Below are 20,920 nucleotides of genomic sequence, written 5' to 3'. Positions count from 1 at the left end.
CGATCAGGCTGCCTCAACCGCTTCGCGCACGGCGCGCAGCGGGTGCTGGATCAGGCCGGGCCAAGGCGAGACCTGCAACCCGGGGGCATAGCCCCACCGCGCGGCCTCAGCCGCCTGTGCCTTCGTCATCTGCGTGGCCCCGGCGTAGGTTTGATTTCCATCCGCGATGCCTTCGGGCAATGCCACCACAGGCAAGTCGACGAAACGCGCGATCCGGCGCAGGGCGCGGGGGGCGTCGGCGACGATATCCTCGTAACGCAGAACCATCACCGCATGCAGATAGGGCAGGTCATCCAGCATCTGCGCCTGCGCCGCGATCCAATGGTCGATCAACGCCTGCGCCGGGGCATCGACCCATGACGCGACCGAGGCGGCGACGGCCTCGGGATGGCGCAGGACGACGATGAATTGCGACATGGGAAAGAGGTGTTGCATCAGGCGCATGCGGGTCAGGTTCACCGGCGACTTCTCAACCCGCCACTGCAGGTCCGGGGCAAACCACGGCGCCCAGTCCTGCGCCAGCCGGGTCTTCGTCTCCAAACTATTAAGCGGATGCGCCTCGGTCAGATGTTCCTCAGGGTTGGTCGCGAAATGCATGGGCCGCCCGGATTGCGCCGTATGGGGAATGGCCCCTTGCAGGTAGACCCCCTCATTCTCGGGCGCCGCCGATCCGGTGATGCCGCCCGCGCCGGGCAGGGCATTGGCCAAGCGGTTGACCAGCGAGGTGCCAGAGCGGTGCAGCCCGCCGATGAACAGGTAGCGCGGGGGGATTTCTGAGGGCATCACGACGGCTCTGATTGGGGGAGAGAGAGGCGGGGTTCAATGGCAGGAAGCTAGGACGTCCAACCGCGCTGTCCAGCGATGTATGCATTAACATTTGTTATCGGAACGGATGGGCCGTGAGGGGGGTCACCCCTCCATAAGGAGACCCATTCATGTTCATTTGTCACATTGCCCTCGGGGGCTGCCTCACGGCGCCGTCTGTCAACTATGGCGTGACCGAAGATACCGGCGGTCACATCGCCTATATCTTGGGGGCGGCCCGCGCGCAGGCGGCGCGGGGCGACTTGGATGCGGTGCAGATCGTGACCCGTGCTTTCGATGAACCAAGCCTTGGCGCTGTGCATGCCCAGACCGAGCAGCAGGTCAGCCGCAGCCTGTCGATCCGGCGTCTTTGGACGGCGGAGCGGGGGTATCTGAGTAAGGAAAACCTCGCCGCGGAAATCCCCGCACTGGTCGAGGCGTTTCTTGAGGATCTGGCGCAGGCCAAACGGCTGCCGGATGTGATCCACGCGCATTTCGCCGATGCGGCGCAATTGGCGCTGGCGGCGCGTGCGCGGTTCGGCATTCCGGTGATCTATACCCCCCATTCGCTGGCCTTGAGCAAGTCAGGGGCTAAGGTGGATGCCGCGCGCGTGTCGGCGGAGCGGCGCGCGCTGTTGGAGGCCGATGCGGTGGTGCTTTCCTCGCGCGATGAGGCCGAGGTGCAGGTCGCGGCCTATGGGGCGGATGCGCAGGCGCGGGTGCACCGCGTCTCTCCGGGCGTATCGCTGCGCCGCCCGGCTGAGGCCGGGGCGGGCCGTGCGCTCTTGGCCGGTCAGTTGAGCGACCCCGACCGCCCCACGCTGCTCGCCGTGGCGCGCCCCGTGGCCCGCAAGAACCTTGCGACCTTGGCGCGGGTCTATGCGCAAAGCCCCGCTTTGCAGGCGCGGGCGAACCTTGTGATCCTCGCCGGCCAGCATGGCGATGCGCTACAGGCGAATGCAGAAGCCCGTGCGGAGCTGATCCGCCTGCGGGAGACGTTGGAGGTGCCGGAACTGCGCGGCAAAGTAGCGCTGCCGCCGAGGCATACGCAGGGCGATGTGGCGGCCCTCTACGACCGCGCAGCGCAGACCGGTGGGGTTTTTGTTAACCTCGCACTGCATGAGCCCTTTGGCCTCACCATGTTGGAGGCGGCATCGCATGGCCTGCCGGTGGTGGCCACGCGTGAAGGCGGGCCTGCCGATATCGTGGCGGACCTCGGTCATGGGCTCTGTGTGCCGCCCTGCGATGGCGCGGCCATCGAGGCGGCGCTGTTGAAGCTGTTGGACGATCGCGCATTCTGGACTGAGGCATCGGAAGCCGGGCGTGCCAATGTTGGGCGCTACGACTGGTCGAAATGGGCCGAAGAGGTGCAGCATATCTGCGAAGATATCCGCCACGTCGCGCCACTGCCGACGCAAGCGCCCGTCCTGTTGGCGAGCGATATCGACAACACGCTCACGGGCTGCGCGCCATCCGCCGCCCTGTTCAACGCTTGGATCGCCCGGGACCGACCGCTTTTTGCCGTGGCCACGGGGCGCAGCCTGCCGGAAGCCCGCCGCATCCTGCGCGATTGGAACCTGCCCAGCCCGCGCGTCTTTATCACCTCTGTCGGCACCGAGGTCTATCTGCCCGATGCCGAAGGGCGGCTGTGTCTGGATGAGCGTTTCGCCCAAAAGCTTGACGCCGGATGGGACCGGGCCCGGGTGGAGCGCGCCCTGAAGGACTTTGGCTTTAACTGGCAAGCGCCGGTCGAGCAGCGGCGGTGGAAGCTCAGCGGTTTTGGTGACATGCGCACCGCGCGCCGGTTGGAGCGGCATCTGGCCCGGCGCGGTGCTGCAGCGCAGATCGTGGCCTCGCATGGGCGGCTGATCGATGTTCTACCCTTGGCGGCGGGCAAGGGGCCTGCGGTCTGTGCCGCCGCGCGGCGGTTGGGCATGCCGATGGACCGGGTTGTCGTGGCCGGGGACAGCGGCAATGATTTCGACATGTTGCAGGCGGTGGAGGATGGCCCGGGCCGGGGCATCTTGGTGGGCAATGCGATGGACGGGCTGCGCGAACGCCTGAGCGGCAGACGGCTCTACCACGCCCGCGCGGCCCATGCGGCTGGGGTCTTGGAGGGGTTGGAAACCTTCGGCTTCGCCCTCAACGCGATGGAGCCGCCGGTGAAGATGGTGGCGCAATGACACGGCCCATCGGTTACTTCGTCCATCATCAGGGGCGCGGCCATGCGGAGCGCTGCGCGGCGGTCGTCAACGCGCTGCCCGAGAGCCAGCCGGTGACCGTCTTCTGCGCGAAACCGGACATTTTCCCCGCCTTCACCCGGGCGGTGGAAGTCATCACCCTGCCATCGCTTTTCGAGGCGACGGGGGCCGAGGACATCAACGACACCACCAGCGCGCCGGATATGGTGCATTGCGCGCCGCTTGGCTGGCCCGGCATCCGGCAGGCCATGGCGCAACTTGCCGCTTGGTTCGCCAGCGCCAATCCGGTGTTGATGATCAGCGACGTCTCGGCTGAGGTGGCGCAGCTTACCCGGCTTTGTTCGGTGCCGCATGTGAAAGTGCTGCAACATGGTCAGCGCGGTGATCCGGGGCATCAGGCGGCCTATGACGGGGCGGTCGGGTTGCTTTGTCCCGCCGCCAAGGCGCTGGCGCAGCCGGACTGGCCCGCGCGGCATATGGCCAAGACGCATTTCGCCGGGGGCTTGGGCGTCGATGTGAAACGCCCCGATCCCGCGCGGCGGGACAGGTTGCGCGAGAGGCTTGGCGTCGGGCCAGAGCAGCGCATGGTGCTGGTCATGTCGGGCGGGGGCGGCACGGGTTTCGCCTCCGCCCCCTTCGGCATCGCGGCGCGGGCGATGCCCGAGACGGCTTTCATCACCATCGGGCGCATGGCACGCGATTGGCATGCCACCGAGCCTGCCAACCTGCGCCATCACGGCTGGGTCGAAAACGCGGCGGATTATCTGGCGGCGGCGGATATGGTCGTGGCCTCGACCGGGAACACCACCTGCCACCAGATCCTAGCGGCAGAGACCCCGTGGCTCGCCGTGCCGGAGTGGCGCTATTTCGACGAACAGGTCGAAAAGGCCGAGGCGCTGGCGCGGGCGGGGGCAGCGCATCACCTGCCGCATTTCCCGTCTTCCGCCGCAGCATGGCGCCGCGCGATCCAAGATACCTTCGATGCCCATGACCCCGCCCTGCAGCGGGCCTTGGTCAACGAGGATGCCGCCGTAGAGACGGCCAATTGGCTGATCGGCCTCACCGATCAGTTGCTATCTGAAACACCCAGAATTACCGGAGAGTTACATGACGTCGTTCACCCCATCCGTGCCTGAAAATACCACAGTTAGCGCGCTGACGCTCGCGCGGGGGCGGGCGGCGCATCTGCGCAATGTGATCCTTGGCCTGACCCGACAGACCCGGCAGCCGGATGAGCTGGTGATCGGGGTCATGCAGGACACGCTTTACGACGACCTGCCGCAGACCGATTTCCCGATCCGGCAGGTTCAGGTGACGGGCAGCGAATTGCCCCTCTCACGCGCGCGCAATACCGTCGCGGCAGAGGCCAAGGGCGACTGTCTGGTCTTTCTCGACGTGGATTGCATCCCGGCGCCGGAACTGATCGCCGACTATATGGGCTATGCGGTGCCGGGCAACGGGTTGATCATGGGCGAGGTCAACTACCTCCCCGCAGGCACGGCCACCGAAGGTTGGAGCTATCCGAAGTTGGAAGCCGTCGCCGTGCGCCATTCCGACCGTCAGGGGCCGCCCGCCGAGGGGCTGAAACGCTGCAACGATTACCGCTGCTTCTGGTCGCTCAACTTTGCCATCCACCGCGAAGATTGGGACCGCTCCGGCGGGTTTGACGAGCGTTTCACCGGCTACGGAGGTGAGGATACCGACTTTGGCCGAGAGTTAGACGAACGCGGCGTGCCGATCCACTGGGCGAAGGGGGCGAAGGTCTTTCACCAGCATCACCCGCATTGCATGCCGCCGATCCACCACATCCCATCGATCCTGCGCAATACCGAGATTTTTGCTGACAAATGGGGGCACCGCACCATGAACCACTGGCTCACCGCCTTTCGCCTGATGGGGCTGGTGGGGAGCGACGGCGACGCGCTGGTGCAGCTGCGCGAGCCGGATGCAGATGATTTCGCGCTTTGCGAGCAGCAGTCGGACCAGCCTTACGCCAATACCGCGCGGGTGCTGCGCTATCTGCGCGGCGAAGAGCGGATCGCGGCGGAATGACCCTGCGCATCGCCATCGTCGGCCATATTCGCCACCCCATCGCCGCCCCCTTCAAGGGCGGGATGGAGGCTTTTACCCACGGTCTTGCCCGGATCTTGGCCGAACGCGGCCATGAGGTGACCCTATTGGCCAGCGGGGACAGTGCTGCGAGCCTGCCGCCGGGGGTGAAGCTGCTGCCCATCTGTGACGCGCATTATGATGCGCGCTATCCTTGGCATGACTTTCACGGCACCGATGCGCTGAACGACCACCTCGACGCCTGCTATGCCCGCGCCGCGCGGCTCTTGCTGGAAGGTGGCTTTGACGTGGTGCACAACAACGCGCTGCACCGCTTCCTGCCGCGCCTGTCGCGGGCGGAGCGGCTGCCGATGGTGACCTCGCTGCACATCCCGCCCTTCAAAGTGTTGCGCGGCGCGCTGATGGATGGGGCGGCGCCTTGGCATCTGTCCTCCGTCGTCTCGGCCCGGCAACGCGGCATCTGGTGGCCCGAGGGCGCGCCCGACACGGCGCATGTGGTGCACAACGGGATCGACCTTGCCGAATGGCCCCAAGGCGGGCCGGGGGATGGCAGCGCCGTTTGGGCGGGGCGGATCACCCCGACCAAGGGCACCCATCTGGCGGCAGAGGCGGCGCAGATCGCAGGGGTGCCCCTGCGCATCTACGGCGTCGTCGAGCATCGGGATTACTTTAACGATCTGGTAAGACCGCATCTTTATGGCGATGTGGCCTATGTCGGGCATCTGGAAACGGCGGCGCTTGGGGCGGCCTATGGGCGGGCCTCGGTGGCGCTCTTCACCCCGCAGTGGGAGGAACCCTTTGGCCTTGCCGCGGTGGAGGCGATGGCAACGGGCCTACCTGTTGCCGCGACCCCGCATGGCGCAGTTGAGGAGGTGCTTGGCGAGGCGGGTGTCATCGCGGCTGAGGATAGCGCGGATGCCTTGGCGCAGGCCCTGCTACAGGCGCGCGATATCCACGCCGAAGTGCCCCGCGCCCGTGTGGCACGGCTCTTTGATGCGCAGGCAATGGTGACGAAGTTCGAACGGCTCTATCACGCGGCCCGGGCGCAGAGGGATGTCGCGCTGCCGCGTAAAACCTATCCGGCGATTGCTTTGCAGGTAGAGCGTGCGCCCGAGCCTCTGGCAGAGGCGGGCTAAAACGCTGCTTCGGGTTGGGGCATATAGAGGTAGGCAGGCTCGAACTGGCCCACTTTATGCAGCCCCGCGCGGTCGTGGATCAGCAGTTTGCCGCCCGTCACGGCGCAGCAGCCATGTTCGCGCAGCTCACGCAGGGTGCGGCTGACATGGACCGAGGTGAGGCCGGTGGCATCGGCGATATCGGTCTGGCGCAGGCTGAAGGGCAGGCTCTGACGCTCCATCCCATACGCAGCGGTCATGCGGGCATCGAATTCGCTCAGGAAATTCGCCACCCGGGCCAGCGCACGCATGGCGCTGTTGCGCATCACCCAATGGCGGTGGATGGAGGCATCGACCAAGGTCATCAGCCAGAGTTTCCGGGCCATCTCGACATCGCCATTGAGCAACTCGCGCAGCGGCTCATGCGAGATGATGGCGACATGGGTATCGGTCAGCGAGATCACATCATGGTCGAGTTGTTTTAGCGGGAAAGCGTGCAGATCGACAAACTCACCGGGGAATTGGAGGGCGACGAAGGTGCTGCGGGCACGCTGTCCGCGCGGCACGCTGCGGGCGATCAACCCATCGAGCAGCAGCAGGCTGTGATCCAGAAAATCACCCCTGCGGCTGATTACGGTTCCGGGCGTGAAACGGTTGTGCTGGGTCATCAGCGGGGCAAGCTTGGCCCATTGCGCGCCGCTCAGATGGTCGACCATGCCCGACGGTTTTACGGCCATATCGTGATAAAAGGTGTCTTTGATGGTCACACGCAGGTCTTTCTGCCCATTAGAATTGTCGCGGTTTCCCCAAAACGGAGCCCGCGGAAATAAAGCTTTGTCGAATACCTTATGATGCTGTTTTCGCCGAAAAATTCAAGCGAAGGCCGGGGATCATAAAAAATGTTAAGTCCGGCGGGCGGCGGCTCTGGCAGTGTTTTCAGCCCCGATTGTCACGCGTCTTCCGGGGCTTGTCGGGGCAGGGGGGGCTGTTTATAAGCGGGCCCATGACACGCCTCACCGCGATCATTATTCGAATTATATTCCCGGCGCTCTAAGCAATTGAGACGCCGGGCCGAGGTGCTTGAGCCATTCGCACCGACCGAGATTGAATAACCCCCCAAATGCCTAAAGGACGCCCCCCATGTGCGCCGAGACCCCCGACTACAAAGCCACGTTGAACCTGCCCAAGACCGATTTCCCCATGCGCGCCGGATTGCCCAAGCGCGAACCCGGCTGGCTGGAACGCTGGGAGAAGATCGGCGTCTATGACCGCCTGCGCGAGAAAGAGGGGCGGGAGCCTTTCACCCTGCATGACGGCCCGCCCTACGCCAACGGCAACCTGCACATCGGCCACGCGCTGAACAAGACAATCAAGGACATGATCGTGCGCTCCCACCAGATGATGGGCTATGACGCGCGCTACATCCCCGGTTGGGACTGCCACGGCCTGCCGATCGAGTGGAAGATCGAAGAGCAGTACCGCAAGAAGGGCCGCGACAAGGATCAGGTGCCGATTAACGAGTTCCGCGCCGAATGCCGCGACTTCGCCGCCAAATGGGTCGACGTGCAGCGCGAGGAGTTCAAGCGCCTTGGCATCACCGGCAACTGGGAAAATCCCTATCTGACCATGGACTTCCATGCCGAGCGGGTGATCGCCGAGGAATTCATGAAGTTCCTGATGAACGGCACGCTCTACCAAGGCTCCAAACCCGTGATGTGGTCGCCTGTCGAGAAGACCGCGCTGGCAGAGGCCGAGGTTGAGTATCACGACAAGGAAAGCCACACCGTTTGGGTGAAGTTCAAGGTCGTCGAAACGGGCGACCGGACGCTCGATGGGGCGAACGTGGTGATCTGGACGACCACGCCATGGACCATGCCGTCGAACAAGGCCGTGGTTTACGGCGAGGGCATCTCCTACGGTCTGTATGAAATCACCGGCCGGCCCGAGGAATGCTGGGTCAGCATTGGCGACCGCTATCTGTTGGCCGACGATCTGGCTGCCGATGTCTTTGCCCGCGCGCGTCTGGACGACGGGATGTACCGCCGCCTCTGCGATGTCACGCAGGAGGATCTGGCCAAGATCAAGCTGCAGCACCCGCTGGCGGGCGTCGAGGGCGCCAATGGCGAATGGGACGATCTGCGCGATTTCCGTGCCGCCGATTTCGTGACCTCGGACGAGGGCACGGGCTTCGTGCATTGCGCGCCGTCCCACGGTCTGGAGGAATACGAGCTCTACCGCGACCTCGGCATGCTGCCGCAGGTCATCACCTACAACGTCATGGAAGACGGCCGTTTCCGCGACGATCTGCCCTTCTTCGGTGGCAAGGCGATCCTCAAGCCGAACGGCAAGGAGGGCAACGCCAACAGCGCCATCATCGACAAGCTCGTGGAAGTCGGCGGGTTGCTGGCGCGCGGCAAGATCAAGCACAGCTATCCGCATTCCTGGCGCTCTAAGGCGCCGGTGATCTACCGCAACACGCCGCAGTGGTTCGCCGCCATCGACAAGAAGGTGGGCGACGGTCTGGATCAGAACGGCACAACCATCCGCGAGCGTGCGCTCACTTGCATCGACAAGGTCAACTGGGTGCCGAAATCCGGCCGCAACCGTCTGCATTCGATGATGGAGGCGCGGCCCGACTGGGTGCTGAGCCGCCAGCGCGCCTGGGGCGTGCCGCTGACCTGCTTCGTGCGCAAGGGCGTGGCGCCCACGGACGAGAACTTCCTACTGCGCAACGACGCGGTGAACCAGCGCATCGTGGAGGCTTTCGAGGCTGAAGGCGCGGATGCCTGGTATGCCGAAGGCGCCAAGGAGCGGTTCCTTTCGGGCATCGTCGACCCGGCGGAGTTCGATCAGGTGACAGATATCCTCGACGTCTGGTTCGACAGCGGCTCGACCCATGCCTTCACCCTGCGCGACCGCGAGGACGGGACCGAGGACGGCATCGCCGATGTCTATATGGAGGGCACTGACCAGCACCGTGGCTGGTTCCATTCCTCGCTCTTGCAATCCGTCGGCACCACGGGCCGCGCGCCCTATCGCAATGTGGTGACCCATGGCTTCACGCTGGACGCCAAGGGCATGAAGATGTCCAAGTCCATCGGCAACACCATCGTGCCCGAAAAGATCGTGCAGCAGTATGGCGCCGATATCCTGCGGCTCTGGGTGGCGCAGACCGATTACACCGCCGACCAGCGCATCGGGGATGAGATCCTCAAGGGCGTCGCCGACAGCTATCGCCGCTTGCGCAACACCATGCGCTACATGCTGGGCGCGCTGAGTGACTTTTCCGAGGCGGACCGCGTGAACCCGGCGGAGATGCCGGAGCTTGAGCAGTGGGTGCTGCACCGGGTGGCGGAACTCGACAAGGTGGTGCGCGACGGTTTCGCGCGTTTCGACTTCCAAGGCGTGTTCCAGGCGGTCTTCACCTTTGCCACCGTCGATCTTTCGGCCTTCTACTTCGACATCCGCAAGGACGCGCTTTACTGTGATGGCGACACCCTGCGCCGCCGCGCCGCGCGCACGGTGCTGGATATCCTCTTCCACCGTCTGACCACATGGCTGGCCCCGGTGCTGGTCTTCACCATGGAAGAAGTCTGGCTGGAGCGCTTCCCGGGCGACGACTCCTCGGTGCATCTGGTCGATATGCCCGAGACGCCCGAAGCATGGTTGAACCCGGAACTGGCGGCGAAATGGGCCAAGGTCCGCGCCGCGCGCCGGGTGGTGACCGCAGCGCTCGAAGTGCAGCGGACCGAGAAGGTGATCGGCGCGTCGCTCGAGGCGGCCCCCGTGGTACATGTCGACGACGCGGCGCAGCGCGAGGCGCTGGACAGCGTGTCCTTCGAGGATGTCAGCATCACCTCAGACATCACTGTGACCGGCGATCCAGCGCCTGCCGAGGCTTTCCGCATGCCCGAGACCGACGGCGTGGCCGTGGTGTTTGAAAAGGCCGAGGGCGCAAAATGCGAGCGCTGCTGGAAGGTGTTGCCGGATGTCGGCACGCATGAATATCCCGGCGTCTGCGGGCGCTGTGCTGAGGCGGTTCGTGAGGCACTGGCGGAGGAAACAGCATGAAAACTATTAATGAGGCTTTCGAAACTGCACAGGGGGCGCTGGCAGCATTGAAAGCAGCAGTAAGAACTGTTCTCGAAAATGGCCCTGAAGAAGGACTGAGAAACGTGGATGTCGGAAAATGTTTGGGCATCTATGGCGGACATGTTGAACATGTAGGACACATTTCTAGAACGGTCCTTGCAATGCTTGAAAGTGACGGCGTTGCAGAACAGTTCGGGCCAGAGAAACGTTGGCGGCTAGTTCGCCACGTTCAGTAAGAGGGCTGTGGGTGTCGGGGTAACCGGCGCCCGTTTCTCTTTGCGCAATCCTGGTCAAGCGTCCCGCCCGGTGGCACACCGGGCATCGCCCTCCCTCCCCCCGGAGGGCGATTTTGCAGCGTTTCCGCGCATTGCTTGGTCAGCTTGTCACGCACCTATCTGCCCGCCAGATAGGGCGTATCGCCCCCCAGGGAGGGCGATGCCCTCGGCGCTCTTTCGCAGGCGTTATTTCTGGCGCAGAGTAGGGCGATGAAACAGGCCTCTCTCTCCACGCCCTTTGGCGATCTGATCGTCACTGAAGAAGACGGCGCGATCAGGGCGCTCGGCTGGGGGCAGGCGGCGGGGCAAGACCGCTCGGAGGTGCTCGACACCACACTGAGCCAACTTAACGAATACGCCACAGGCCAACGTCAGCACTTTGACCTGCCGCTGCGCGTCACCGGCAGCGATTTCCAGCGCGCGGTCTGCGCCGCCATCGCGGCCATTCCCTTCGGCCACACCCGCACCTACGGCGAGATCGCCCGTGACCTCGGCGTGCCAGCGCAGGCCGTGGGTGGGGCCTGTGGCGGCAATCCGATCCCGATCCTCATCCCCTGCCACCGCGTCATGGGCGCCAAGGGGCTCACCGGTTTCAGCGGCGCGGGCGGGGTCGAGACCAAGGTTGCCTTGCTGCGCCATGAAGGCGCGGCAGGGCTGTTGATTTGAGGAGCAATGGCGGGTTTAATCGTCGCCCGACGGGATCAACTGCTGCGCGGCACCGGCGCAGATCAGGTAGACAGAGGTGATCACCAGACCCCAATGCGCCCAGCTTTCGGGGTGGAAGTTCACCCAAGCGGACCAGCCTGCAAAGAAGGTCCATGCCAGCGCCATGGGCAGCGTCACGGGACGCCAACGCTCGGTCCGGACGGGGTGGACGAATTTGATCGGCAGAAACATCGCTGCGGCAAGGATCGTGACCACGATCAGGCTGATCCACCACTCGGGCTGCAAGGCAAAGAGCACCAGCACCAGCATGTTCCAGCAGCCGGGGAAACCTTTAAAGGAATTATCCTTTGTTTTCATGCGCGTGTCAGAGAAATACATGACACTGGCGAAGGTGATGATAATGATCATCGCCCAGCCGCTCCAGCCATCCATCAGCCCCGAGGTGAAAAGCGCGAATGCCGGAATGAAGACGTAAGTCAGATAATCGATGATCAGATCCATCAAGACGCCATCGAACTCGGGCGCGTTGGTCTTCACGTCATATTTGCGCGCCAGCGGCCCGTCGATGCCATCGACGAAAAAGGCGATCACCAGCCACAGGAACATGAGGTCCCATTTCTCTTCCACGGCGGCGAGCATGGCGAGCATCGCCAGCACTGCTCCGGTGGCAGTGAAAAGGTGAACGAAGAGGGCGCGCATCTGTATGGTCATGCGTCTGCATCGCAAATCCGCCGGGGGGATGCAAAGGAAACTCTGGCCCCGATGGCAAAAACCAGCGTAGCGGGGGAGGGCGGGGCGGCTATGCTTGACGCGATCGGCGGCGGGTGCAGGAAATATGGCCAAGTCCCGCGCATCGGGTTGACGGCTACCGCGATTCCCCTTAAAGCCAGCGAACCAATTCAGGGTCGGCTCTGCGCGGCCCCCACGTTATGTGTGTTTCCGGATCGCTGGAAAGACACAACAGCAAAAGGATGAACCCATGTCGCGCCGTTGCGAATTGACCGGAAAAGGCCCGATGACGGGCAACAACGTAAGCCACGCCAACAACCGTACACGCCGTCGGTTCCTGCCGAATCTCAACGACGTGTCGTTGCAGTCCGAAGCACTGGGCCGCGCGTTCAAGCTGCGCATCTCTGCCGCAGCCCTGCGCAGCGTTGACCACCGTGGTGGTCTGGACAAGTTCCTGGCAAAAGCCAAAGACGTTGAACTGTCCGACAACGCGCTGAAAATCAAAAAGGCCATCGCGAAATCCAGCGCGACTGCCGATGTGCTGAGCTAAGGCTTACCGCATAGAGATTGGGGCCTCGATCCGAAAGGATCGGGGCCTTTTTCGTTTTGGGCTTAGGGATTTGTTAGGGTTTCCTGCCTATCAGGGGCTAGGGCCACGGCGGCCCGGGGTAATTTTCTTGCGCAGGGGCATGTTTTAATTCGGGAAACCTTGGAAATGCGCGCTAATTGATCTGCCGACAATTGTTGTTCTGACCATGCTACCTGCCGAGCGGGGTTCAGACAGTGCATCAAGATCGGAGACTCCATGACCGACCCCACACCCGGCACGTCCAGTTCCACTACGCCACCCGATACGAATGAGATTGAGACTGATTTCGAGGTCGGCCAAGACAATATCGACGGAACCCTCGGCCCGTTGGGTTTTGACATTCACAACCCGGTTTTCATGGTGTCCGGTCTGACGGCGGTGGCCTTTGTGCTGCTAACCATGCTTTTCCCGGATCAGGCCGGTGTGCTCTTCCTCGCGGTTCGCGATTTTGCCACGACCAAGCTGGATTGGCTGTTCATGATCATCGTGAACATCTTCGTTCTGTTCTGCATCGCGCTAATTTTCATGCCGATTTCAAAGGTCAGGCTTGGCGGGCAAGAGGCCGTGCCGGAATATTCCTATCTGGCGTGGTTCGCCATGCTTTTTGCCGCGGGCATGGGGATTGGCCTGTTGTTCTTTGGCGTGCTCGAACCGGTGTACCATATGAACGTCTCCGGTCCGCTGGGGGTGCCCCTGCCGATTGCCGAGGATGGGTCGATCATTCCCGAGAATGTGGAGGCCGCCCGCGCCATGGGTCTTGCGGCGACCTTTTATCACTGGGGGCTGCACGGTTGGGCGGTCTATGCGATCATGGCGCTGGCCTTGGCGCTCTTCACCTATAACAAGGGGCTGCCTTTTTCGATCCGGTCGTGCTTCTACCCCCTGCTGGGGGATCGGGTCTGGGGCTGGCCGGGGCATATCATTGATATTCTGGCGGTTTTCGCGACGCTCTTTGGTCTTGCCACATCGCTTGGCCTTGGCGCGCAGCAGGCCAATGCAGGGTTCAACTTCGCCTTCGGGCTTGAGATTTCGACCAATGTGCAGGTGATCATCATTCTCTTGGTGACCGCCGTGGCGCTGGTGTCGGTCTGGCGCGGGCTGGATGGCGGGGTAAAGATCCTGTCCGAGGTGAACATGATCGTGGCGGTCCTATTCTTCCTCTTCGTGCTTTTCGTCGGCCCAACGCTGGTGGGGCTGCACGGGTTCTGGACCGGTCTTTTGGCCTATACGCAAGAGATCATCCCGCTCTCCAATCCCTTCGGTCGGGAGGATGATTCCTACCGTGAGGGTTGGACCGCGTTCTATTGGGCCTGGTGGGTCTCCTGGGCGCCTTTCGTGGGCATGTTTATCGCGCGCGTCTCGCGCGGGCGCACGGTGCGGGAGTTCATCATCTGCGTGTTGCTGATCCCGTCGCTGATCATCTTCATCTGGATGGGCGTCTTTGGCGGCATCGCGATCGATCAGATCCTTGCCAGCCCCGAGACATCGCTGGTCAAAGCCAATGTGATCGACAGCTATTCGCCGGAACTCTCGCTTTTCGGTATGCTGAATGAGCTTCCCTTTACCAAGATCGCCTCGACCATCGCGATTCTTCTGGCGCTGGTGTTTTTCGTTACCTCCTCGGATTCGGGCTCGCTGGTTGTCGATACGATCACGGCGGGTGGCAAGATTGATGCGCCGGTGCCGCAGCGCATCTTCTGGTGCATCGTCGAAGGGTTGATCGCCATCGTGCTGCTGATCGGCGGCGGGCTGTCGGCGCTGCAGGCCGGGGTCACCGCGACGGGGGTGCCCTTCGCGATCCTGATGCTGGTGATGTGCTACACGATCTACAAAGGGCTGCGCAGCGAACCGCGCTGACAGCCCGTGGCGCGCCGGTGATTAGCGGCGCGCCTCAAGCACTTCGGCCACCCATTCCGGCACTGTCTGGCTGGCGGGCCCGATGCGATGTTCGGCGAACTGATTGCCCACGGCGGAGCGTTCGAGGTTGAACTCAATCGTATGCGCCCCGGCGCGGCGGGCTTCGGCGACGAAACCGGCGGCGGGGTAGACATTGCCCGATGTGCCGATGGCGGCAAAGATATCCGCCTCGGCCAGATGATCGAAAAGCGCGTCCATCTCATAGGGCATTTCGCCGAACCAAACGATATCGGGTCGCGCGGCGGGGGCACCGCAGGCGGGGCAGGGATCGCCCGGCGCCATGACCATGGGCGCGGGCCAGCGGTGATCGCAAGCGGCGCAGAGCGCGCCTTTGAGCGCGCCATGCATATGCATGACCTGCAGCGAGCCGCCCTGTTCGTGCAGATCGTCGACGTTTTGAGTGATCACCACCACCTCGCCGTGCAACTCGGCCTCCAGCCGGGCAAGGGCGCGGTGCGCGGCGTTGGGGGCCACTTCGGCGGCCTGCGCGCGGCGCGCGTTGTAGAAGTCGACCACCAGTTTGGGGTTGCGGGCGAAACCTTCGGGCGTCGCCACGTCTTCGACCCGGTGCTGCGCCCAGAGGCCATCTGAGGCGCGGAAGGTCTCAAGCCCGCTTTCGGCAGAGATGCCCGCGCCGGTGAGGATCACGATCTTGGTCAAGGGGCATTATTCTCCGATAGGGTCCATGTATTCAAGCAGGTGAAAGCCGTCGGCCAGCCAAGGCAATTGCGCGATGGCGGGGGCGATCATATGGGTCTGCATCAACTGCCGCAGGGTCTGGGCGATGTCGCGCGGCACGGGGCCGGACCATTCCGCACCGGCGAAGAGAGAGATGGTGCGCGCAGGCGGTTGGGCCTGTGCCGCCGCGGGCAGGGGGTGCGCGGCGAGGCGGTCGTGAAAACGGGCGGCGCGCATGTATCCCAAGGGCGTGGTCATCGCCCAGCCGATGCCGCGGGCCACCATGGCCATCAGCGCCAGATGGCTGCCAATCTCGAAGCGGGCGGGCAGGCTATGGCCCTCAGATGCAAGATGCGCCTCAATCTGCCGCGCGATCAACTGATCGGCGGCATAGCGCAGGAAGGGCAGATCGGTGGCGCCGCGCAGCAGGGCGTCGGGATCGGCAGAGGTGCCCGCGGGGGTAACGAGGATAAACGGATCGCGGGCCAGCGGGTATTCCAGAACCCCCGCCATCGGCCCGTCAATCTGCGCCGAGAGTGCCATATGCAGGCTCTTGTCGCGCAGTGCTCCGGCCAATTCATTGCTGCCTGCGGTGATCATCCGAAAGCGGCATCCGGTCAGGCTATCGCCAAGGATCGTGGCAAGGCGCGGGGTCAGGTCATCATCGAAATCGTCGATCACGCCGAGGTTCAGCGCCTCCAGATGGGCCAAATCCATCACCGTGACTTCGCTCTGCGCTTGGCGCAATTCGCTGAGCGCCTGTTCGGCCCGGCGCAGGAACATCTGCCCGGCTGGGGTCAGTCGCATGGGGCGGCGGGTGTGGTCGACCAGTTCCGCGCCGATGGCGGCTTCGAGGTTGCGCATCTGCTGGCTGACGGCGGGCTGGCTCAGCCCCGTGGCCTCGGCCGCCTGCGCCACCGATCCGCTCCGCGCCAGCGCCTCAAACACTTCGATGCCCCGCAGGGTGATGCCCTTGTTCAGCATATGGTCCCATCTCTTTCAGATCTTGTGAAACCATGGGCGGCTCGGGTCAAGCCTTTGCCCAAGCAAGCGGCAGCCCCTCGGACGGTTCCATGAAAGCGACGCCGCCCGTCTTGAAGCCACCGGTAAAGCCGCGCAGACTGCGCGAAAATGAGGAGCCTTTTGAATGAAAATCGCCACAGCCGCCTATCCGCTCGATGTTCTGACATCATGGGCGCAGTACGAAGACAAGCTGGCCCATTGGGTCGCCGAGGCGGCGGTGCAGGGGGCGGAACTGATGGTTTTTCCCGAGTATGCGGCGATGGAACTGGCGACGCTCGACGGGGCCGAGGTGGCGGGCGATTTGGAACGTTCGCTCTTTTCGGTGTCGGACAAGCTTGAGGAGGAGGACCGGTTGCATGTGAAGCTCGCCGCTGAGCATAATGTGCATATCGTGGCCGGCTCCGGCCCCGCAGCGACTGAGAGCCGCCCGGTTAACCGTGCCCGGCTGATCACGCCCACGGGGCAGATCGGCGTGCAGGACAAGCAGATCATGACCCGTTTTGAGCGTGAGGAATGGGGCGTGATCGGGGGCAATGCGCTTCAGGTCTTTGACACGGCGATTGGCAAGATCGGGATTCTCATTTGCTATGACAGCGAGTTTCCCTTGCTGGGCCGCGCGCTGGCGGAATGTGATGTGATCTGCGTGCCCAGTGTCACCGAAACGCTCGCGGGCTATTGGCGCGTGCGCATCGGCTCCATGGCGCGGGCGCTTGAGAATCAGTGTATCACTGCCATGTCCTCGGTCGTAGGCAAGGCCGATTGGTCCGAGGCTTTGGGACAATCCTATGGCGCGGGCGGGATTTTCTGCCCCCCGGATCGCGGCTTCCCGCCCACGGGGATTTTGGGTGTGCGCGAGGTCAACGCCCCCGGCTGGACCGTGGCGGACGCCGATTTGGCGCAGGTCGCCGAGGTGCGCGCGGATGGCATCGTGCTCAACCGAAGGGACTGGCAAGACCAGATTGGCCGCGACGGAAAGGCGATAAACGTCGCTTTGCGCTGAATCCCCCTTGAAAAAGCGCGAAAATGCGCCCATTTAAGCCTGCGCCCTCGTTTTGGAGGGTTTTGTGCTCAAGGAGAGACCATGGCCAAGGAAGATACGCTCGAATTTCCCGGTGTCGTGAAGGAACTCCTGCCTAACGCGACGTTTCGGGTCGAGCTGGAAAACGGCCATGAGATCATCGCGCATACGGCAGGCAAGATGCGGAAAAACCGCATCCGTGTTCTGGCTGGCGACAAGGTTCAGGTGGAAATGACACCCTATGATTTGACCAAGGGTCGGATCAACTATCGCTTCAAGTAAGCGGCACCGCGTTCGCGCGTTGCGCGGCGCAGGCGGGGCCGTGCGCGGCCCCGACCGGGCCGCCGGCCTCAGGCAAAGAGGCCCATAAGATGCAATTCATTCTTGGATCAGGATCGCCGCGCCGGTTGGAGCTTTTGGCCCAGATCGGCGTGACCCCCGATGCCATTCGCGCCCCCGACATCGACGAGAGCCCCCATAAGGCCGAGCTGCCACGCCCCTATTGCGCCCGTATGGCGCGCGAGAAAGTGGCGGCGGTGCCCGCGGGTGCGGATGACATCGTGCTCTGCGCCGATACCACCGTGGCGCTTGGCCGGCGCATCCTCGGCAAGCCCGAGGATGAGGCCGAGGCCGAAGCCTTTTTGCGGCTGATGTCGGGCCGTCGTCATAAAGTGGTCACCGCCGTCGCCGTCAAACGTGGCGACAAGCTGTGGCAGCGCGATGTGCAAAGCAGCGTGAAGATGAAATCCCTGTCCGAGCCCGAGATTCGCCGTTACCTCGCCACCGGCGATTGGCGCGGCAAGGCGGGCGGCTATGGCATTCAGGGCCCCGCTGGCGCGTTGATCCCTTGGATCAGCGGGTCATTCACTGCAATCGTCGGCCTGCCATTGGCTGAGGCTGCGAACCTGCTGCAAGCGGCAGGCTACCCATTTGACGGAAGGACGCCATGAAAGGCCGTACAATCATTCTTGACCATCTCGGTGATATCGAGGCCGCAGCCCTCATGGTGGACGGCAAGCTGGACGATTTTCTGATCGACAGCGACGCACCGCGTGTTGGCACGGTGTACCGCGCGATTGCGGATCGTCCGGTGAAGGGGCAGGGGGGCATGTTCCTCAAGACCCCCGATGGCGCGGCCTTTCTGCGTCAGATCAAGGGGCTGGCCCCCGGTCAGACGATTCTCGTGCAGGTCTCGGGCCATGCCGAGCCGGGCAAGGCGATCCCGGTGACCAATAAGCTGCTCTTCAAGTCGCGCTATGCCATCGTGACGCCGGATGCGCCGGGGCTGAACATCTCGCGCTCGATCAAGGACGAGGAAGAGCGCGACCGGCTGCTCGAAATCGCCCATGAGGTGGCGGACGGCGCCGATCTGGGCCTGATCCTGCGGTCCTCCTGCGCCGGGGCCGATGCCGAGGATATTGCCGAGGATATCGCCAATATGCTTAGCTTGGCGGATACCGTGGCCAATGATGACGCGCAACAGATGGAGGTGCTGAGCGAAGGCGATGGTCCGCACCTGCTCGCTTGGCGCGACTGGACCGCGCCCGCCGAGGTGGTGACCGAGGCCGGCGGCTTTGATGACCACGGCGTTCTGGAAGAGCTCGACCGCGTGGCCTCGGCGCAGGTGCCGCTCGGCGGCGGCGCATCGATCTTTGTTGAGCCGACACGCGCGCTGGTTGCGGTCGATGTGAACACCGGCAACGACGCCTCGCTCGCCGCCGGGGTGAAGGCCAATATGGCCTGCGCCAAAGCGCTGCCGCGTGCTTTGCGTCTGCGCGGACTTGGCGGGCAAATCACGCTCGACCTTGCGCCCATGCCCAAGAAGGACCGTCGGACGTTTGAAAGTGCCCTACGTGTTGCTTTCCGCGCCGACGATGTGGATACGACGCTGGTCGGCTGGACGCCTCTGGGCCATTACGAGCTGCAACGCAAACGTGCCCGTCCGGTGCTGGCGGAGGTGTTGGCAGGGGCAGGCCAATGAGCTGCCCGATCTGCAAAGCCGAAACCGTCAAGGCGCATCGCCCCTTCTGCTCGCGCCGCTGCGCCGACATCGATTTGGGCCGCTGGTTCAACGGCAGCTACGCCGTCCCCTCGCGCGACCCCGAAGACGTGGAAGCCGCCATCGACGCCGCCGAAGCAGCACAAGACCGCCCTGCAAAGCCCCATTAACACAGGAAAATTCGCGTTTTTTGAAAAGAAGTGGGTTTCAGGGAAAAATGGGGCTGGACACCCCGCGCCACAGGTCCTAGAACCCGCTCACCCGACCTCGAAAGAGGTGACCCGTGCCCGGGTAGCTCAGGGGTAGAGCAGTGGATTGAAAATCCTCGTGTCGGTGGTTCGATTCCGCCCCCGGGCACCATTCGTCCAGCTAACACACTGGTAACGCTTCAGCTTTTAGCCACTGCTAGGAGCCGTAGACCATGTCGGAGACCATTTCCCCCTCGTACACCTTCGTTAAGGATGGGGTCTATTACTTCAGCCGACGCATCCCAAAGGAGCTGAAGTCTCATTATTTATCGCCGCGCATCGCTTATTCGCTGCGTACAAGATCAGCAAAGGTTGCAGAAGCGAGAGCCAGACGTGCCGCCGATCAGCTTGATGAGTATTGGTATCACCTGAGATCACAAGAAGTGGCATTGCCCGGCAAACACATGCTGAGGCGGAAGCAAAAGCCTGGGACGACCCTGACCGATAACCCGGCCGCTGTATCTCCGTCAGCTGTATTGCTGTCTGAAGCCGTGGGCATCTATCTGCGTCACAAGGGCAAAGGTCGCCCTATCACCTTTCACAGAGCTGCCGAGAGGTCCTGCGGCTATGTCATCGACGCCTGTGGTGCCAAGCACCTTGACGCTTATACCAAGGCGGATGCCAACGCTTTTCGGGATGCTTTGGTCGCTCGCGGTTTGGCTGGCAGCAGTATGACGAGGATTTTCGGGACAGTTAGAGCAGTAACAAACTTTGCTGCCAGCGAACTGGGTCTTTCCATGATCAATCCATTTGCTGGGGTATACTATGATCGCTCGGCGGGTGTCTCAGATCGCCACTCGATTCCCGAAGAAGCGATTGACCTCATTCAAGTCAAATGCCGTGAGATGGACGATGACTTGCGTTGGCTAGTGGCGTTGGTCTCAGATACTGGAATGCGCTTAGCTGAAGCGGCGGGACTAACTCGTGACGACATCGTTCGCCATAATGATGGGTCTCTTTTCGTCCGCGTTCGCCCACACCCTTGGCGACGGCTTAAGACCAAGGGCAGCGAACGAGATATCCCGCTGGAAGGGGAGGCACGATGGGCTGCGGAGCGTATCCTTGACCAGCAGACCCCATCCCAGTTCGCATTTCCTCGCTACAACAGGAAGGATGCGACAAACGCGAATGCCGCAAGCGCAGCACTGAATAAATGGATGAAAGAGTATGCGCCGAAAGGATGCACCATGCACGGCTTCCGCCATGCCATGCGGGACCGTCTTAGGGCGGTGGAGTGTCCTGCTGATATTGTTGATCAGATTGGAGGATGGCAGACAAAGGGGGTGGGGCATGGATACGGTACAGGTTACCCGCTCGACGTCCTCAGGAAATGGATGAAGAAGGTCACTTAAGCCGACATGGTCTACGGCTCCTAGCAGTGGCTAAAAGCTGAAGCGTTACCAGTGTGTTAGCTGGAGGAATGGTGCCCGGGGGCGGAGGGTTTACTCCGTTGTGTTCCCGTTACAGGCATCCCTTCAGCTGGTAGCTCCAGCAAA

The 20,920-nt window shown here is 63.0% G+C and carries 20 protein-coding genes and 1 tRNA gene; 16 read left to right on the top strand and 5 right to left on the bottom strand.

Translation table 11 applies throughout. The features are described from left to right. Window positions 1-3 precede the first annotated feature (3 nt). Window positions 4-783, bottom strand: coding sequence for a sulfotransferase family protein (locus ACGYLD_RS15130; RefSeq protein WP_394403075.1), 780 nt, complete (start codon window positions 781-783; stop codon window positions 4-6). 152 nt (window positions 784-935) lie between these two features. Here ACGYLD_RS15130 and ACGYLD_RS15125 point away from each other — a divergent pair, with 152 nt between their 5' ends. From ACGYLD_RS15125 to ACGYLD_RS15110, 4 genes are read left to right on the top strand one after another with little or no spacing between them, the layout of a single operon-like run. Then, on the top strand, window positions 936-2,987 hold the full coding sequence (locus ACGYLD_RS15125; protein ID WP_394403073.1) for an HAD-IIB family hydrolase: 2,052 nt from the start codon (window positions 936-938) through the stop codon (window positions 2,985-2,987). Further along, window positions 2,984-4,141: a glycosyltransferase gene (locus ACGYLD_RS15120; protein WP_394403071.1), complete on the top strand. Its 1,158-nt coding sequence runs from the start codon at window positions 2,984-2,986 to the stop codon at window positions 4,139-4,141. Before ACGYLD_RS15125 ends, ACGYLD_RS15120 begins: the two co-directional genes overlap by 4 nt. Next, window positions 4,113-5,057: a glycosyltransferase family 2 protein gene (locus ACGYLD_RS15115; RefSeq protein WP_271691824.1), complete on the top strand. Its 945-nt coding sequence runs from the start codon at window positions 4,113-4,115 to the stop codon at window positions 5,055-5,057. Before ACGYLD_RS15120 ends, ACGYLD_RS15115 begins: the two co-directional genes overlap by 29 nt. Further along, window positions 5,054-6,211, top strand: a complete 1,158-nt coding sequence (locus ACGYLD_RS15110) for a glycosyltransferase (protein ID WP_271691823.1) — start codon at window positions 5,054-5,056, stop codon at window positions 6,209-6,211. The genes ACGYLD_RS15115 and ACGYLD_RS15110 overlap by 4 nt, the downstream gene beginning before the upstream one ends. Here the strand turns inward: ACGYLD_RS15110 and ACGYLD_RS15105 are convergent. Continuing rightward, the gene (locus ACGYLD_RS15105) at window positions 6,208-6,957 is read right to left on the bottom strand and encodes a Crp/Fnr family transcriptional regulator (RefSeq protein ID WP_394403069.1); all 750 of its coding nucleotides are present in this window, start codon (window positions 6,955-6,957) and stop codon (window positions 6,208-6,210) included. The genes ACGYLD_RS15110 and ACGYLD_RS15105 overlap by 4 nt on opposite strands. A 373-nt stretch (window positions 6,958-7,330) precedes the next feature. Here ACGYLD_RS15105 and ileS point away from each other — a divergent pair, with 373 nt between their 5' ends. From ileS to ACGYLD_RS15090, 3 genes are all read left to right on the top strand, one after another. Further along, window positions 7,331-10,261 (top strand): isoleucine--tRNA ligase, encoded by a 2,931-nt coding sequence (ileS, locus tag ACGYLD_RS15100; RefSeq protein WP_394403067.1) that lies wholly within the window; start codon window positions 7,331-7,333, stop codon window positions 10,259-10,261. Then, window positions 10,258-10,518 carry a hypothetical protein gene (locus ACGYLD_RS15095; RefSeq protein ID WP_394403065.1) on the top strand — a complete coding sequence of 87 codons (261 nt, stop codon included), beginning with the start codon at window positions 10,258-10,260 and terminating at the stop codon, window positions 10,516-10,518. Before ileS ends, ACGYLD_RS15095 begins: the two co-directional genes overlap by 4 nt. A 249-nt stretch (window positions 10,519-10,767) precedes the next feature. Further along, window positions 10,768-11,223, top strand: coding sequence for a methylated-DNA--[protein]-cysteine S-methyltransferase (locus ACGYLD_RS15090; protein ID WP_394403063.1), 456 nt, complete (start codon window positions 10,768-10,770; stop codon window positions 11,221-11,223). A 15-nt stretch (window positions 11,224-11,238) separates the two neighbouring features. Here ACGYLD_RS15090 and ACGYLD_RS15085 read toward each other — a convergent pair whose 3' ends face one another. Beyond that, window positions 11,239-11,934, bottom strand: a complete 696-nt coding sequence (locus ACGYLD_RS15085; RefSeq protein ID WP_067268016.1) for a phosphatidylcholine/phosphatidylserine synthase — start codon at window positions 11,932-11,934, stop codon at window positions 11,239-11,241. Window positions 11,935-12,202: 268 nt separating this feature from the next. Between ACGYLD_RS15085 and rpmB the strand changes: the two genes are divergently transcribed. Together rpmB and ACGYLD_RS15075 are read left to right on the top strand one after the other, a co-directional pair. After that, the gene (gene rpmB / locus ACGYLD_RS15080) at window positions 12,203-12,502 is read left to right on the top strand and encodes a 50S ribosomal protein L28 (RefSeq protein ID WP_067268014.1); all 300 of its coding nucleotides are present in this window, start codon (window positions 12,203-12,205) and stop codon (window positions 12,500-12,502) included. 255 nt (window positions 12,503-12,757) lie between these two features. After that, the gene (locus ACGYLD_RS15075; protein ID WP_394403061.1) at window positions 12,758-14,398 is read left to right on the top strand and encodes a BCCT family transporter; all 1,641 of its coding nucleotides are present in this window, start codon (window positions 12,758-12,760) and stop codon (window positions 14,396-14,398) included. Window positions 14,399-14,419: 21 nt separating this feature from the next. Here the strand turns inward: ACGYLD_RS15075 and ACGYLD_RS15070 are convergent, their stop codons facing one another. Further along, window positions 14,420-15,118 (bottom strand): NAD-dependent deacylase, encoded by a 699-nt coding sequence (locus ACGYLD_RS15070; protein WP_271691813.1) that lies wholly within the window; start codon window positions 15,116-15,118, stop codon window positions 14,420-14,422. Between the two features lie 6 nt (window positions 15,119-15,124). Next, the gene (locus tag ACGYLD_RS15065) at window positions 15,125-16,120 is read right to left on the bottom strand and encodes a LysR family transcriptional regulator (protein ID WP_271691812.1); all 996 of its coding nucleotides are present in this window, start codon (window positions 16,118-16,120) and stop codon (window positions 15,125-15,127) included. A gap of 163 nt (window positions 16,121-16,283) precedes the next feature. Here ACGYLD_RS15065 and ACGYLD_RS15060 point away from each other — a divergent pair, with 163 nt between their 5' ends. The 7 genes from ACGYLD_RS15060 to ACGYLD_RS15030 all read left to right on the top strand — a co-directional run bounded on the left by ACGYLD_RS15060 (window position 16,284) and on the right by ACGYLD_RS15030 (window position 20,776). Beyond that, window positions 16,284-17,159, top strand: a complete 876-nt coding sequence (locus ACGYLD_RS15060; RefSeq protein ID WP_394403059.1) for a carbon-nitrogen hydrolase family protein — start codon at window positions 16,284-16,286, stop codon at window positions 17,157-17,159. An 81-nt stretch (window positions 17,160-17,240) separates the two neighbouring features. Continuing rightward, window positions 17,241-17,459 carry a translation initiation factor IF-1 gene (infA, locus tag ACGYLD_RS15055; protein WP_005978431.1) on the top strand — a complete coding sequence of 73 codons (219 nt, stop codon included), beginning with the start codon at window positions 17,241-17,243 and terminating at the stop codon, window positions 17,457-17,459. An 89-nt stretch (window positions 17,460-17,548) separates the two neighbouring features. Beyond that, complete coding sequence (locus ACGYLD_RS15050; RefSeq protein WP_271691809.1) at window positions 17,549-18,127, top strand: nucleoside triphosphate pyrophosphatase; 579 nt, start codon at window positions 17,549-17,551, stop codon at window positions 18,125-18,127. Continuing rightward, complete coding sequence (locus tag ACGYLD_RS15045; protein WP_271691807.1) at window positions 18,124-19,158, top strand: ribonuclease E/G; 1,035 nt, start codon at window positions 18,124-18,126, stop codon at window positions 19,156-19,158. The genes ACGYLD_RS15050 and ACGYLD_RS15045 overlap by 4 nt, the downstream gene beginning before the upstream one ends. Then, window positions 19,155-19,346, top strand: a complete 192-nt coding sequence (locus tag ACGYLD_RS15040; RefSeq protein ID WP_067268003.1) for a DNA gyrase inhibitor YacG — start codon at window positions 19,155-19,157, stop codon at window positions 19,344-19,346. The genes ACGYLD_RS15045 and ACGYLD_RS15040 overlap by 4 nt, the downstream gene beginning before the upstream one ends. Before the next feature lie 115 nt (window positions 19,347-19,461). Beyond that, window positions 19,462-19,536: transfer RNA gene (locus tag ACGYLD_RS15035), tRNA-Phe, on the top strand. 61 nt (window positions 19,537-19,597) lie between these two features. Further along, a complete protein-coding gene (locus ACGYLD_RS15030; protein ID WP_271691804.1) occupies window positions 19,598-20,776 on the top strand; it encodes a DUF6538 domain-containing protein in 1,179 nt (392 codons plus the stop codon). Window positions 20,777-20,920 lie beyond the last annotated feature (144 nt).

This window comes from Sulfitobacter sp. 1A12056 (genome assembly GCF_043558125.1).
GTDB classification, from domain to species: Bacteria; Pseudomonadota; Alphaproteobacteria; order Rhodobacterales; family Rhodobacteraceae; genus Sulfitobacter; species Sulfitobacter faviae.
The sequence above is the reverse complement of the archived record's forward strand: the minus strand, read 5'-3'. Positions and strand labels throughout refer to the sequence as shown.

Coding starts and splice junctions, on each gene's coding strand:
- ACGYLD_RS15130 (WP_394403075.1), bottom strand. CDS start 783: ATGCCCTCAGAAATCCCCCCGCGCTACCTGTTCATCGGCGGGCTGCAC.
- rpmB (WP_067268014.1), top strand. CDS start 12,203: ATGTCGCGCCGTTGCGAATTGACCGGAAAAGGCCCGATGACGGGCAAC.
- ACGYLD_RS15115 (WP_271691824.1), top strand. CDS start 4,113: ATGACGTCGTTCACCCCATCCGTGCCTGAAAATACCACAGTTAGCGCG.
- ACGYLD_RS15090 (WP_394403063.1), top strand. CDS start 10,768: ATGAAACAGGCCTCTCTCTCCACGCCCTTTGGCGATCTGATCGTCACT.
- ACGYLD_RS15045 (WP_271691807.1), top strand. CDS start 18,124: ATGAAAGGCCGTACAATCATTCTTGACCATCTCGGTGATATCGAGGCC.
- ACGYLD_RS15110 (WP_271691823.1), top strand. CDS start 5,054: ATGACCCTGCGCATCGCCATCGTCGGCCATATTCGCCACCCCATCGCC.
- ACGYLD_RS15095 (WP_394403065.1), top strand. CDS start 10,258: ATGAAAACTATTAATGAGGCTTTCGAAACTGCACAGGGGGCGCTGGCA.
- ACGYLD_RS15085 (WP_067268016.1), bottom strand. CDS start 11,934: ATGACCATACAGATGCGCGCCCTCTTCGTTCACCTTTTCACTGCCACC.
- ACGYLD_RS15120 (WP_394403071.1), top strand. CDS start 2,984: ATGACACGGCCCATCGGTTACTTCGTCCATCATCAGGGGCGCGGCCAT.
- ACGYLD_RS15050 (WP_271691809.1), top strand. CDS start 17,549: ATGCAATTCATTCTTGGATCAGGATCGCCGCGCCGGTTGGAGCTTTTG.
- ACGYLD_RS15065 (WP_271691812.1), bottom strand. CDS start 16,120: ATGCTGAACAAGGGCATCACCCTGCGGGGCATCGAAGTGTTTGAGGCG.
- ACGYLD_RS15060 (WP_394403059.1), top strand. CDS start 16,284: ATGAAAATCGCCACAGCCGCCTATCCGCTCGATGTTCTGACATCATGG.
- ACGYLD_RS15030 (WP_271691804.1), top strand. CDS start 19,598: ATGTCGGAGACCATTTCCCCCTCGTACACCTTCGTTAAGGATGGGGTC.
- ACGYLD_RS15040 (WP_067268003.1), top strand. CDS start 19,155: ATGAGCTGCCCGATCTGCAAAGCCGAAACCGTCAAGGCGCATCGCCCC.
- ileS (WP_394403067.1), top strand. CDS start 7,331: ATGTGCGCCGAGACCCCCGACTACAAAGCCACGTTGAACCTGCCCAAG.
- ACGYLD_RS15075 (WP_394403061.1), top strand. CDS start 12,758: ATGACCGACCCCACACCCGGCACGTCCAGTTCCACTACGCCACCCGAT.
- ACGYLD_RS15125 (WP_394403073.1), top strand. CDS start 936: ATGTTCATTTGTCACATTGCCCTCGGGGGCTGCCTCACGGCGCCGTCT.
- infA (WP_005978431.1), top strand. CDS start 17,241: ATGGCCAAGGAAGATACGCTCGAATTTCCCGGTGTCGTGAAGGAACTC.